Origin of the sequence: Actinomycetospora soli (genome assembly GCF_021026295.1) — a bacterium.
Lineage (GTDB): Bacteria > Actinomycetota > Actinomycetes > Mycobacteriales > Pseudonocardiaceae > Actinomycetospora > Actinomycetospora soli.
On the sequence record NZ_JAJNDA010000013.1, the window covers coordinates 77,217 to 89,162 of the forward strand.

General features: G+C 74.1%; 14 protein-coding genes. 6 read left to right on the forward strand and 8 right to left on the reverse strand.

The features are described from left to right. Positions 1-59: 59 nt before the first annotated feature. Positions 60-1,139 carry a substrate-binding domain-containing protein gene (locus LN037_RS20840; protein ID WP_230756234.1) on the reverse strand — a complete coding sequence of 360 codons (1,080 nt, stop codon included), beginning with the start codon at positions 1,137-1,139 and terminating at the stop codon, positions 60-62. An 81-nt stretch (positions 1,140-1,220) separates the two neighbouring features. Here LN037_RS20840 and LN037_RS20845 point away from each other — a divergent pair, with 81 nt between their 5' ends. Together LN037_RS20845 and LN037_RS20850 are read left to right on the forward strand one after the other, a co-directional pair. After that, positions 1,221-1,622 carry a MarR family winged helix-turn-helix transcriptional regulator gene (locus LN037_RS20845; protein WP_230756236.1) on the forward strand — a complete coding sequence of 134 codons (402 nt, stop codon included), beginning with the start codon at positions 1,221-1,223 and terminating at the stop codon, positions 1,620-1,622. A gap of 140 nt (positions 1,623-1,762) precedes the next feature. After that, the gene (locus LN037_RS20850; protein ID WP_230756238.1) at positions 1,763-2,014 is read left to right on the forward strand and encodes a hypothetical protein; all 252 of its coding nucleotides are present in this window, start codon (positions 1,763-1,765) and stop codon (positions 2,012-2,014) included. Here LN037_RS20850 and LN037_RS20855 read toward each other — a convergent pair. From LN037_RS20855 to LN037_RS20865, 3 genes are read right to left on the reverse strand one after another with little or no spacing between them, the layout of a single operon-like run. Further along, the gene (locus LN037_RS20855; protein WP_230756241.1) at positions 2,009-2,725 is read right to left on the reverse strand and encodes an MBL fold metallo-hydrolase; all 717 of its coding nucleotides are present in this window, start codon (positions 2,723-2,725) and stop codon (positions 2,009-2,011) included. The two genes, LN037_RS20850 and LN037_RS20855, sit on opposite strands and share 6 nt — an antisense overlap. Beyond that, a complete protein-coding gene (locus LN037_RS20860; RefSeq protein WP_230756243.1) occupies positions 2,715-3,476 on the reverse strand; it encodes an SDR family NAD(P)-dependent oxidoreductase in 762 nt (253 codons plus the stop codon). The genes LN037_RS20855 and LN037_RS20860 overlap by 11 nt, the downstream gene beginning before the upstream one ends. A gap of 17 nt (positions 3,477-3,493) precedes the next feature. Next, the gene (locus tag LN037_RS20865) at positions 3,494-4,618 is read right to left on the reverse strand and encodes an LLM class flavin-dependent oxidoreductase (RefSeq protein ID WP_230756245.1); all 1,125 of its coding nucleotides are present in this window, start codon (positions 4,616-4,618) and stop codon (positions 3,494-3,496) included. A 192-nt stretch (positions 4,619-4,810) separates the two neighbouring features. Between LN037_RS20865 and LN037_RS20870 the strand changes: the two genes are divergently transcribed. From LN037_RS20870 to LN037_RS20880, 3 genes are read left to right on the forward strand one after another with little or no spacing between them, the layout of a single operon-like run. Next, a complete protein-coding gene (locus tag LN037_RS20870; RefSeq protein ID WP_230756248.1) occupies positions 4,811-5,689 on the forward strand; it encodes an isocitrate lyase/PEP mutase family protein in 879 nt (292 codons plus the stop codon). After that, positions 5,686-6,945 carry a 3-isopropylmalate dehydratase large subunit gene (locus tag LN037_RS20875; RefSeq protein WP_230756569.1) on the forward strand — a complete coding sequence of 420 codons (1,260 nt, stop codon included), beginning with the start codon at positions 5,686-5,688 and terminating at the stop codon, positions 6,943-6,945. Before LN037_RS20870 ends, LN037_RS20875 begins: the two co-directional genes overlap by 4 nt. Beyond that, a complete protein-coding gene (locus LN037_RS20880; protein ID WP_230756250.1) occupies positions 6,942-7,457 on the forward strand; it encodes a LeuD/DmdB family oxidoreductase small subunit in 516 nt (171 codons plus the stop codon). The genes LN037_RS20875 and LN037_RS20880 overlap by 4 nt, the downstream gene beginning before the upstream one ends. Before the next feature lie 11 nt (positions 7,458-7,468). Here LN037_RS20880 and LN037_RS20885 read toward each other — a convergent pair whose 3' ends face one another. Then, positions 7,469-8,242, reverse strand: coding sequence for an IclR family transcriptional regulator (locus LN037_RS20885; protein ID WP_230756257.1), 774 nt, complete (start codon positions 8,240-8,242; stop codon positions 7,469-7,471). A gap of 57 nt (positions 8,243-8,299) precedes the next feature. On the opposite strand from LN037_RS20885, the gene LN037_RS20890 reads away from it, so the two are divergent. Beyond that, the gene (locus LN037_RS20890) at positions 8,300-9,820 is read left to right on the forward strand and encodes a cobyric acid synthase (protein WP_230756259.1); all 1,521 of its coding nucleotides are present in this window, start codon (positions 8,300-8,302) and stop codon (positions 9,818-9,820) included. A gap of 4 nt (positions 9,821-9,824) precedes the next feature. Here the strand turns inward: LN037_RS20890 and LN037_RS20895 are convergent, their stop codons facing one another. The 3 genes from LN037_RS20895 to LN037_RS20905 form a co-directional block, all read right to left on the reverse strand. Then, positions 9,825-10,301 (reverse strand): SRPBCC family protein, encoded by a 477-nt coding sequence (locus LN037_RS20895; protein ID WP_230756261.1) that lies wholly within the window; start codon positions 10,299-10,301, stop codon positions 9,825-9,827. Positions 10,302-10,394: 93 nt separating this feature from the next. Continuing rightward, positions 10,395-11,270, reverse strand: a complete 876-nt coding sequence (locus LN037_RS20900) for a class I SAM-dependent methyltransferase (protein ID WP_230756263.1) — start codon at positions 11,268-11,270, stop codon at positions 10,395-10,397. 80 nt (positions 11,271-11,350) lie between these two features. Beyond that, positions 11,351-11,914 (reverse strand): helix-turn-helix transcriptional regulator, encoded by a 564-nt coding sequence (locus LN037_RS20905; protein WP_230756264.1) that lies wholly within the window; start codon positions 11,912-11,914, stop codon positions 11,351-11,353. Positions 11,915-11,946: the final 32 nt, after the last annotated feature.

The following is an 11,946-nucleotide window of genomic DNA, read 5'->3' on the forward strand; positions in this document are numbered from 1 at the left end:
TCCCCGGTGACGGTCTCGACGAGTTGTTCCCATATGGGAATACCGTCGGGGAGTCCGCGTCAAGGGACGACGGCGGGCAGGGCGGTCAGGACGTCGAAGTCGAGGCCGTCGGCCACGGCCAGGTGCACCGGCTGGCGGGCGCGCCGACCTCGGAACTCGACGGTGCCGCGCGGCCCCTCCCACGCCGTGCCGTCGACGGCCGCGTCCCAGGCCTCGAGGCGGTCGTCGGCGGCGCGCTCGGCGAGGCTCGCGAGCGTCCGCAGCCCCTCGTAGCAGCTCTCCGCCGCGCTGCTCAGGGCCGGCGCGCCGGGGCCGTGCGCCCGCAGGTAGTCCGCGAGCAGGTCCAAGGCGCCCGTCGTCGCCAGCGAGCGGAAGTACGACGAGGCCACGAACAGATTCGCGGTCGCGTCGGCACCGCTGGCGAGGAGCATGTTCTCCTCCATCAGCGGGCTGAAGCGCAGCAGCCGGTCGCCGAGCCCCCGGCGGGCGAACTCGCGGTTGAACTCCACCGCGTCCTGCCCGACGAGCAGCATCAGCACGCCGTCGCACGGGGTGGCCTCGACCCGGTCCACCAGGTCGCCGACGCGGCCCGTCCCGAGCGGCACGAACGACTGCCCGACGACGTCGAGCCCGAGGTGGCGGGCGAAGTCGTGCACCGCCCGGGCCGACACGCGCGGCCACACGTAGTCGTCGCCCACGACGTACCAGCGCCGCGCGCCGAGCTCGTCGCGCAGCCACCGCAGGGCGGGCGCGATCTGGACGTCCGGGGTCTCCCCGCTGCAGTACACGCCCGGCCGGGTCTCCCCGCCCTCGTAGAGCGACGGGTAGGCGTACGGCACGCGGCCGGCGACGACGGGGACCAGGGCGCGGCGGACCGAGGAGATGTGCCACCCGCTCACCGCGTCGACGGCGCCGCGGGCGACCCGGTCGCCGACCTCCGCGGCGACGGCGGCGGGGGCGCGACCGCCGTCGATCACCTCGTACTCGACCTCGCGGCCCCGGATGCCGCCCCGGCCGTTGATCTCGTCGACGGCGAGTCGGATGACCGCCTCGCAGGACGGCGCGAACAGACCGGCGGGTCCCCGCAGCGGCAGCACCATGGCGACCCGCCAGGCCGCGCGCCCGGGGTGCTCGTCCATGGGCCCTCCCGCGGGGCCACGACCGGTCCGCGCGGCCACCGCCGCGATATTCTCACGTGGGACGAAGCCTGAGGAGGGCCGATGGGCGCGGAGCTCGCCGCGGGATCGCTCGCGGTCACCCTCCACCGGACGATGGCCCGGGTCGCCGTGCGGGTCGAGGAGATCACGGGCCGCGAGGGCGTGCTCCTGCCCCAGTGGCTCGTGCTCACGTGCCTCGCCGAGGCCGGCGACCTGGCCATGGGGGAGCTCGTGGCGGGGACGGGGCTCAACGACTCGACGCTGACCCGGGTCGTCGACCGCCTGGCGACGTCGGGTCTGGTCTACCGGGCGGTGGACCCGGAGGACCGGCGGCGGGTCCGGGTGTCGCTCGCCGACCGCGGCCGGACGCTGCACGACCGCCTCGCCCCCGACGTCGAGGCCGTCGAGCGCGAACTGGCCGAGGATCCGACCGCGGTCCACGCGGGTGGCCTGCCGGGGCCGTGAGCCCGCCGTCCGGCGACCGGGGGACAGCACGTCCCCCGGAGGACCGTGCGTCCGGCGGACACCGCCGCGGACGCCACCGGACGACGCTTCTCCTCGACGGCGCGGGGGCAGGCCCCGCCGACGAGCAGAGGGAGACGGTCGTGTTCACCGAGGAGACCCCGCGCATCCACGACGAGGGCGGCACCGCGGACGCGGACGGCTGGATGGTGCTGATCATCGACCCCGTCACCGGGCACGCCGACTGCTACGGCCCCTTCGGCGACCGGGCACGGGCCGAGGAGAACGCCCTGTGGCGGTCCTTCGAGTTCGACGTCGCGGATCTCCCGGGTGTCCTCATCGGGGTCGTGCCCTGGCACGCCGAGGGCGGCCGTCCCGACGTCCCACGCTCATGACGCCGGGCTCCGGCCGGTCGCGTGCACGAACTCCCGGAACGACCCCACCGCCTCGCCGGTCAGGGGTGCCCCGTGGGCGAAGCCCACGGCCGCGACGTCGAGGGGCAGGCCCGCGAGCGCGTCGGGCCGGGTGTCCGGGTCGTGGGCGAGGGTCGCCGGCCCGAGTCCGAGCCCGCGCAGGTGGAAGGCCGCGTCGCCCACGAGCAGGGCGCCCGACGGCTCGTGATGCAGGGCGATGTGCCCCGCCGTGTGGCCGGGGGTGTGGACGACCCGCAGCCCGGTGCGCCCGATGACCTCGTCGCCGGTGACCGTCCGGTCGGGTGTCACCGCCGTCCACCGCATGAACGGCAGCCGGTCCAGGGTGCTGCCGACGACGCCGCTGCGTCCGCCCGCGGGGACCCGACCGGCCCGCAGCCACGCCGCGTCCGCGTCGTGGATCAGCACCTCCGCGCCGGTCAGCTCACGCATCGTCGCGAGGCCGCGCACGTGGTCGGGATGCGCGTGGGTCACGACGATGCGCCGCACCGCCGACGGTCGGTGACCCAGCTCCGCCAGCGCGGCCGTGATGACGGCGGGCGCGGAGGCCCAGCCGACGTCGACCAGGGTCGGACCGTCGTCGCCCTCGACGACGAACGCGTTCTCGGTGTCCCCGTGTCCGACCCGGATTCGGTGCACGCCGGGGACGACGACCTCGGCGCTGCTACGCGGCACTCTGGCCTCCGTCGACGCTGAAGACCGCACCGGTGGCGAACGCCGCGCCCGGCGAGCACAGGAACAGGATCGGCTCGGCGATCTCCTCGGCGCGGCCGAACCGGCCCACGGGGATGACGCTGCGCAGCGCGGCGAGGATGCCGGGGTCGCCGCCCGTCAGCCGCTGCGGCATCTCGGTGTCCGTGCTGCCGGGGGCGATGACGTTGACCCGGATGCCGTCCGCCGCGTGCTCGAGGGCGGCGGACCGCGTCATGCCCACCAGGGCGTGCTTGACCGAGACGTACGGCGCGGCTCCGGCCGCGCCGACGACGCCGGCGACGGAGGAGACGTTGCAGATCGCCCCGCCGTTCCCGGCCTCGACCATCGCGGCGAGCTCGGCGCGCAGACAGTTCCACGTACCGCGGACGTTGATGTCGAGGACGCGGTCGAACTCCTCGGGCGGGTAGCCCAGCAGCGGGCTGAACACGCCGATGTAGCCGGCGCAGTTGACGGCGACGTCGAGCCGGCCGAACCGGGACACCGCCGTGCGGACCACCTCGTCGACCTCGGCGACCCGCGTGATGTCGGCGCCGACGAAGACCGCGGTGCCCCCGGCCTCGGTCAGCTCGTGCTCGAGCTTCGTGCCGCGCTCGTCGTCGAGGTCGGTGAGCACGACGGTGGCACCCTCGCGGACGAACGCCCGCGCGGTCGCCGATCCGATGCCCCCGGACGCCCCGGTGACGACGGCGATCTTGTCCTGCAGCAGTCCCATGACGTGTCGTCCTTTCCCTAGGAGTGGATGCCGGCGTCGCGCAGCAGCGGCATGACCTGTTCGTCGAACCCGGCCATCTCGTCGAGGTAGTCGAAGAACCCGAGCGCGAGACCGTCGAAGCCCGCCTTCGAGGCCGCCACCATCTGGTCGGCGATCTGCTCCGGCGTCCCGATCAGCGGGAGCGCGGCCCCGCTGGTGTAGAAGTAGTCGCGGTAGAGCCGCAGGGTCTCCTCGTAGGACTGGCTCCCGATCCCGAGGAACCGCATGAAGTTGTCGGCGGCCTCCCGGTCGCCGCTCTCGGCGAGCAGCTCCCGCTTGCGCCACGCCTCGGCCTCGGTGTCCGCGCAGATCACGTGCGCGACGTTGACGACCTGCAGGTCGCGGCCGTACCGCTCCCGCGCGGTGTTCTTGATGTCGCCCACGAACACGTCCGCGCCCTCGAGCGAGTTCCGGCTGGCGAGCGTGAAGTCGCACTGTCGCGCCGTGAAGTCGACCCCGGCGGCCGAGGTGCCCGCGTTCATCAGCAGGGGACGGCGGACGGGCTTGGGCTTCGAGAGGGCCGACCACGCGGAGGTCCAGCGGCCGTCGAAGTCGAAGGGCTCGTCCTCGGTCCACAACCGCTTGAGCAGGGTGACCCACTCGTCCCCGTGCTCGTAGCGGATGTCGTGGTCCGCGGGCGTCAGGCCGAACTGCCCGATCTCGAGCGGGTACCAGCCCATGACGACGTTGAGGGCGAGCCGCCCGCCGGCGATCGCGTCGACGGTCGCGCCGGCCTTCGCGACGAAGGTCGGGTGGATGACGGGCACGTGCACCGTGGCCCCGACGGTGATCCGGCTGGTCTGCGCCGCGATCCCGGCCGCCCAGGTCAGCGTCTCGTAGGACTCGCCGTAGAAGTCGGTCTCCCCGCCGTATCCCCGCCACTTCGCGACCGGCAGGACGAACTCGAAGCCCATCTCCTCCGCGCGCCGAGCGATCGCCGAGGTGTGCTCCCACCCGACGTGGTAGGCCCGCGGCCGGGTCGTGATGTTGAGACCGCCCGAGGCGTTGAACGAGAACACCCCCAGCTTCAACGCGCTCGTCGAGTCGCGCAGGTTGCCGTGCTGCTTCGCGGTCGGTCCGGCGTCGGCCGTCGTCGTCGACATGTCGCTCCTCTCCCCGTGGTGGCGTCGCTGTGATCGCGGTCCCACCGACGTCAGGACCGTAGCGGCCACGATTCACCAAATGCAACCAGTTGCATTTGATGAAGAAGACTGCGAGCGTGGGCCGTCGCGAGGGACGAGAACCGGCCGAGCCGGGGCCGGCACCGCCCTCGGCGAGGAACCGGAGGTTCGAGGGTGAGTACGCGGTCCGCCACCTTCCGTCGACTGCTGCGCGAGCCCGGGTTGCTGCGCGCCCCGGGCGTGTTCGACGGCATCAGCGCCCACCTCGCGCGCCGCGCGGGGTTCTCCGCCGCCTACGCCACCGGGGCTGGGGTCGCCGCCTCCGGGTACGGCCTGCCCGACGTCGGGCTCCTCACGGCGACGGAGATGGTCGAGCGCGTGGCCGTGCTGGCCGCCGCGACCGACCTGCCGCTGCTCGCCGACGCGGACACCGGCTACGGCAATCCCATGCACGTCGTCCGCACGGTCCGGGCGTACGAGCAGGCCGGGGTCGCGGCCCTGCACCTGGAGGACCAGGCGTTCCCGAAGCGGTGCGGGCACCTCGCGGACAAGGAGATCGTCGACGTCGACGAGTACCTGCCCAAGCTCGCGGCCGCCCTGGAGAATCGCGAGGACGACATCGTGATCGTCGCCCGGACCGACGCCAACGGTCCCCTCGGGATCGACGAGGCCATCACGCGGGCCCGCCGCTACGCGGCCGAGGGCGCCGACGCGGTCTTCGTCGAGGCCCCCCGCTCCCGGATCGAGATCGAGCGGATCGCCGACGAGGTCGGCCGCTCCACCGGCGTGCCGCTCGTGTTCAACGTCGTGCCCGGGGGCCTCACCCCCGCGCTCGACGACGCCGAGCTCGCGCGGCTCGGGTTCGCCGCGGCGATCTACCCGGGCGCCCTGCTCGTCCCCGTCGCCGACGCCGCCGCGCACGCACTCGCGGCGATGGGCGGGACGCCGACGCCCCGGGTGACCGGGCCCGCCGACCTGTTCGGGCTGGTCGGCCTCACCGGCTGGCTCGCCCTGGACGAGCGCTACCGCGAAGGAGTGCCCACGTGCCCATGACCATGATCGAGAAGATCCTCGCCCGGAGCGCCGGGCTCGAGGAGGTCCACGCCGGCGACACCGTCGTCGCCGAGGTGGACATGAACGTCCTCATCGACCTGCAGTTCGCCGGGTGGGTCACGCCGTTGCGGATCGCGGACCCGGAGCGCACGGCGATCGTGCTCGACCACGCCGTCCCGGCGCCGACCGTCCGCGACGCGGACGGCGGCCCCCGCGCCCGCCGCTTCGCGCGCGACTTCGGCATCGACCGGTTCTTCGACGTCGGCCGCCACGGCATCTGCCACCAGGTGATCGCGGAGAACGCCCTGGCCCGCCCCGGGCAGGTGCTGACCTGCACGGACTCGCACACCTGCGCGGCCGGGGCGTACAACACCGCGGCGCGCGGCATCGGGCCGGCCGAGGTCGTCGGGGTCCTGTGCACCGGTCGGACCTGGTTCACCGTCGCGCCCACGATCCGCTACGAGCTGGTCGGTGAGCTGCCCGTCGGGGTCGGCGGCAAGGACGTGTTCCTGCACATCGCCGGGACGTGGGGGGACGCCACCAACCACAACCTCGAGTTCGGCGGGGAGGGACTGGCGAGCGTGCCGATGAACGAGCGTCGCACCATCGCCACCCAGGCGGCCGAGATCTCCGCGGACTTCGCCACCTTCCCCGCCGACGACGTCTGCCGGCGGTTCCTCGCCGAGCACGGCGCGGGCCCGGGGGAGTACGAGCCCGCGGATCCCGACCCCGGGGCGACCTACGCCGCGGTGCGCACCGTCGACCTCTCGGCGCTGGAGCCCCACGTCGCCCGGCCCGGGTCGGTCAGCGGCAACGCGGTCCCGATCTCGCAGGTCGAGACCCGCCGTCTGGACCAGTGCTTCATCGGGTCCTGCGCCAACGGCCAGCTCGACGACCTGCGGATCGCCGCCGAGATCCTGGCGGGGCGCACCGTCGCCGAGGGCGTCCGCCTGATCGTCACCCCCGCCTCGCAGCAGGTCTACCGCGACGCCCTGCGCCTCGGCTACCTCGGGACCCTCGCCGACGCCGGGGCGGTGGTCACCAACTCCACCTGCGGTGCCTGCTTCGGCTACCACATGGGCGTGCTCGGGGCCGGGGAGGTCTGCCTGACCGCCTCGACCCGCAACTTCCGCGGTCGCATGGGCAGCCCCGACGCCGAGATCTACATGGCCTCGAGCGCCACCGTCGCCGCCTCCGCCGTCGCCGGGCGTCCCGTGGACCCCCGCACCCTCCTCGACCGGGAGCACTCCGCATGACCGACCGATGGACGATCACGGGGCGCACCTGGGTCGTCGGGGACAGCGTCGACACCGACGCCATGTACCCGGGCTACGCCATGAAGCTGGACGTCCCCGAGGCCGCCCGGCACGTCTTCTACGCGCTGCGCCCGAGGTGGGTCGACGAGGTCGCCCCGGGTGACATCGTGGTGGCCGGCCGGAACTTCGGCATCGGCTCCAGCCGCCCGGTCGCCGCCCTGATGCGCCACCTGGGGGTGGCCGCCCTGGTCGCCGAGGAGTTCAACTCGCTGTTCCTGCGCAACGCGATCAACAACGGCCTCCCGGCCCTCACCGTGCCCGGGGTCCGCGACCTCGTCAGCGAGGGCGAGGAGCTCACCGTCGACCTCGAGCACGGGTGGGCCCGGGCCGGTGACCGGCGCGTCGACGTCGCGCCGCAGCCGCCGATGGTGCTCGACATCCTCGCCGCGGGGGGCCTGCTGCCCCGGTTGGTGGCCGACGGGTACCTGCCGGCCGAGGGCGCCGCGAGCTGATCCCGGGCCCGCTACACGCCGAGGAGGTGGGCCAGCCGAGCGGCGCACTCCCGCAGCTGCTCGGCGTGCTGCACGGCCCGGTCCCGGGTCCAGCGGCTCTCCGGTCCCGACACGGCGAGGCTCAGCTCGGACCCCGTGCCGTGCCCGCCCGGGACCGCCACGGCGATCCCGAAGACCCCGGGGTGGTTGGCGGCCCGGGACACGGCGTAGCCGTCGGCGAGCGCCTCGGCGACCCGGCCGCCGAGCGCCGACCGCGTCTCGGATCCGCCGACGTGGTCGAGCACCTCGTCCCGGTCGGAGGCCGGGAGCGACGCGAGGATGGCGAGACCGGCGCAGCCCCGGGTCAACGGGGTGGTCTCGCCGACCCGCACGACCTGGCGCAGCACGTGCTGCTCGCTCTCCACGCCGACGCTCAGGACGACGGCGTCGCCCGCCCGCCGGTGCACGGTGACGGTCTCCGCCGTGCTCTCGGCGAGTTCCTGCAGCACCGGCCGCATCGCCTCCAGGGTGGCGGCGGGCACGGCCGTCCTGGCCGCCAGCGTCGCCACGGCGCCGCCGAGCCGGTAGCCGCCCTGCGGGAGCCGCTCGCAGTAGCCCTCCTCCTGTAGCACCCGCAGGAGCCGGTAGGCGGTCGACTTGTTCAACCCGACCAGCGCGGCCACCTCGTCGAGCCCCACGGGCTGGTGGGCCGCCAGCGCCTCGAGCAGCCGCAACGTGCGGCGGGCGGTCTCCGCGCCCCGGATGCGGCCCTCGGAGCCGTCCTCGGTCTCACCCTGCTGGTTCACACTGTGAAACTAGCGTGTCCGGCCGCCGGAGGGATACCGAGGACCTAGGCTCGGTCCGTGCAGGGCGCCCTCCTCGTCGCGGGGACCACCAGCGACGCGGGGAAGAGCGTCCTCGTCGCCGGCCTGTGCCGCTGGCTGGCCCGGCAGGGCGTCGACGTCGCGCCGTTCAAGGCGCAGAACATGAGCAACAACTCCGTGGTCACCCTCGACGGCGGCGAGATCGGCCGGGCCCAGGCGCTGCAGGCGGCGGCCTGCGGGCTCGCGCCGAGCGTGGCGTTCAACCCGGTGCTGCTCAAGCCCGGGAGCGACCGCACCAGCCAGGTCGTCGTCCACGGCCGCGTCGACGGCACCGTCAGTGCGCTCTCCTACCGCGAGCGCAAGCCCGCGCTGCTCGAGGTCGTGACGGCGGGTCTGGCCCGGCTGCGCGCGGAGCACGACGTCGTGATCTGCGAGGGCGCCGGCTCGCCCGCCGAGATCAACCTGCGCGCCACCGACATCGCCAACATGGGCCTCGCCCGCGCGGGCGGCCTGCCGACGATCGTCGTCGGCGACATCGACCGGGGCGGCGTCCTCGCCCACCTCTTCGGCACCCTCGCGGTCCTCGAACCCGCCGACCAGGCCCTGGTCGGCGGGTTCGTCGTCAACAAGTTCCGGGGCGACCCCGCGCTGCTCGAGCCCGGCCTCGCCCAGCTCGGACGGCTCACCGGTCGACCCACGCTGGGCGTGATCCCGTTCGCGCCCGACCTCTGGATCGACGCGGAGGACTCCCTCGGGCACGACGGCGCGGTCGGCCGACCCGCCGCGCCGCTCGGAGCGGACTGGCTGCGGGTCGCCGTGGTGCGGCTCCCGCGCGTGTCCAACGGGACCGACGTCGACGCGCTCGCCTCCGAGCCCGGCGTCTCGGTCCGGTACGTGACCGCGCCGTCCGAGCTGGTGGGCGTCGACCTCGTGGTCCTGCCCGGCTCCAAGGCCACCGTGTCCGACCTGGCCTGGCTGCGGGAGACCGGTCTGGCCGACGCGGTGCTCGCCCACGCCCGCGCCGGCCGCCCGCTGCTCGGCATCTGCGGCGGCTACCAGATGCTCGGCCGGACGATCGACGACCCGCACGGCGTCGAGGCCGCCCCCGGTCGCCACGAGGGACTCGGCCTCGGCGCCTTCGACGTCGTCTTCGACCGCGACAAGCACCTGGGGACCCCGCACGGGACGGCCCTCGGCGAGGACGTCGCCGGTTACGAGATCCACCACGGCCGCGAGGTCCGCGGCGCCGGTGCGCCGCTCGTGACGACGGCCGACGGAGTCCCGGAAGGGCTCGACGTCGGGACGGTGCTCGGCACGCACTGGCACGGGTTGCTGGAGAACGACGGGTTCCGACGGCGGGTGCTGACGCGGGTCGCGACGCTCACCGGCCGCGACTTCCGGGTCTCGACGACGACCTCGTTCGCGGCCACCCGCACCGCACAGCTCGACCTGCTCGCCGACCTCGTGGAGACCCACCTCGACACGGCGGCGCTCACCCGGCTGATCGAGCGGGGTGCGCCGGCCGGGCTGCGGGTGGTGCCCCCGGCCGGCGCGCCCTGAGCAACTACGTCGCGGCGTTCGCGACCTTGTCGATCGAGTCCGAGAGCTGGTCCTCGGACAGCATCGGGAAGAAGCCGCGGAAGTTGTCGTCCTGCACACCCGACCAGTCGTAGGTCTGCGTGACCTTCGTGCCGGACCCCGCGGGCTCGAGCTCCCAGGTGTAGGTGTGGCCGGTCGCCTTCGTGTCGCCGAGCTTGTCGGTGTAGCCGTCGATCGGGTGGATCGTCGGCGCCCAGCCGATCTTGCGGTTCTCCTCGTACGCGGTGACCGTGTTCTTCATCTGGTAGTCGCCCAGGGCGTCGTTGTTCATGTTCATGATGAACTCGTCGCCCGTCCCGGAGACCCGCTCGCCGCCGGGCTCCACGCCGCGGAGCATCCCCGCGCCGTCGAACTCGGTGTGCCGGGACGGCTGGGAGAGCAGGGCGAACATCTGCTCCGGGCTGGCGTCCACGGTCTTGGTGACCTGAAGCTGGTCGCTCACGATCGTCCTTCCGGTGTCGCGTCGATGGGACGGACCGGGCCGTGCGGCACACGACCGGCCGACACGGGGCAGCGTGCCCCGATCGTGCACGTCTCAATCGCGGGCGCTGGGTCGGACGGCCCAGGCGGGACGCGACGTCCGGACCACCAGGTCGTCGCGCCGCAGGACGCTGCCCGGGTCGTCCGGGTCGACGAGCCGGTCGAGGGCCGCGCGGTCCGGCGCCGAGAGGTCGCCGGCGATCCCGTCACGCAGCCGGCTCAGCCCCGCGAGCGCGTAGCGGCCCACGGCCGCCGACCGGGCTCCCTCGACCTCCACGGTGTCCGCCCGCTGCGCCTCGATCCGGAACCCCGTCGCCCCGAACAGCGGGGCGAAGTCCGCTCCCCGGTGCGGCATGTGCTCGGCGGCCCGGCGGTCGGCGACCGCGCGCGCCCGCACCTCCAGGCCCGGGCTGTCCTCCGGGGCGTCGTCGGGCAGGAACCGCGGGAAGCCGTCGATCTCGACGACCACCAGCAGGCCGCCCGGTGCGAGCGCGTCGTGCAGCCGGCGCAGCATCCGCTCCGGGTCCGCCAGGTGGTGCAGCGACGCCGAGGCCCACACCAGGTCCGGCGTCCCGAGCGGCACCTGCTCGCCGTCGAGGTCGCAGGGCAGCACGTCCACCTGCCCGGCCCACCCGGCGGCGTCGGCCTTCTCCTGCAGCCGCCGCAGGTGCGCGGAGGAGGAGTCGAGGGCGGTCACGTGCGCGTCGGGGAACCGGTCGAGCAGGGCGAACGTGCCGACGCCGGTCCCGGCCCCGAGGTCGACGATCTCCCGCGGGGCCTCCCGTACCGGGAGCCAGGAGACGAGGTCGGCGAGGTGATCGCCAAACACGACGGCGTCGAGGTCGAGGACCTCCGCCATGTCCGCTCCGCCCGCGTCCCCGTGTCCGTGCCCGTGCCCGTGTCCGTGTCCGTGCCCGTGGTCCTCGCTCATGGGATCACCGTAGCCAGACGATGCGCGAGGAGCGCGACATCTTGCGCGATGAGCAAGACATCGGCACCTGACGATGCGTGCTACGCCTGGTCGTCGCGGTGTCCGCGCCGGGCCTCGCGGTCGAAGAAGCCCAGCATGTCGCACGGCCCCCCGGCGCTCCCGACGGCGTGCGGCAGCATCGTCGGGAACTCCGCGGCCTGGTCGGCCTCGACGCGGATGCGCCGGTCGCCGAGGAGCAGGATCGCGGTTCCGGACAGGACCACGAACCACTCCCGTCCCGGGTGCGCCCGCAGCGTCGCGGGGCCCGGCGGCGGATCGGTCAGCCGGCGCCGGACGATCGACATGCCCGGGTCGGCGCGCACCGACCAGCGGCGCGAGCCGTGGGGACCGTCGATCGTCGGGTTCGACACGACGTCCTCCGTGTCCGTCTCGACGAGCTGGTCCAGGGAGGTGTCGAGGGCGCGGGCCAGCGTGACGAGCTGGTCGAGGGCCAGGCGTCGTTGCCCGTTCTCGATGCGACTCAGGGAGGACTGACTGAGGTTCGCCCGCCGCGCGAGCTCGTCGAGCGACCACCCCTGCGCGACCCGCAGGGCACGCAGCCGGTGGCGCACGAGGCCGTCCAACCCGCCGTCGTCGTGCGTCATGGGCAAGAACCTATGACCGACGGGCATGAGCG

Bases quoted from the DNA above. Each gene is read 5' to 3' on its own strand.
- LN037_RS20865 (WP_230756245.1), bottom strand. From the start codon at position 4,618: ATGTCGACGACGACGGCCGACGCCGGACCGACCGCGAAGCAGCACGGC.
- LN037_RS20875 (WP_230756569.1), top strand. From the start codon at position 5,686: ATGACCATGATCGAGAAGATCCTCGCCCGGAGCGCCGGGCTCGAGGAG.
- LN037_RS20845 (WP_230756236.1), top strand. From the start codon at position 1,221: ATGGGCGCGGAGCTCGCCGCGGGATCGCTCGCGGTCACCCTCCACCGG.
- LN037_RS20880 (WP_230756250.1), top strand. From the start codon at position 6,942: ATGACCGACCGATGGACGATCACGGGGCGCACCTGGGTCGTCGGGGAC.
- LN037_RS20905 (WP_230756264.1), bottom strand. From the start codon at position 11,914: ATGACGCACGACGACGGCGGGTTGGACGGCCTCGTGCGCCACCGGCTG.
- LN037_RS20900 (WP_230756263.1), bottom strand. From the start codon at position 11,270: ATGAGCGAGGACCACGGGCACGGACACGGACACGGGCACGGGCACGGA.
- LN037_RS20860 (WP_230756243.1), bottom strand. From the start codon at position 3,476: ATGGGACTGCTGCAGGACAAGATCGCCGTCGTCACCGGGGCGTCCGGG.
- LN037_RS20840 (WP_230756234.1), bottom strand. From the start codon at position 1,139: ATGGACGAGCACCCCGGGCGCGCGGCCTGGCGGGTCGCCATGGTGCTG.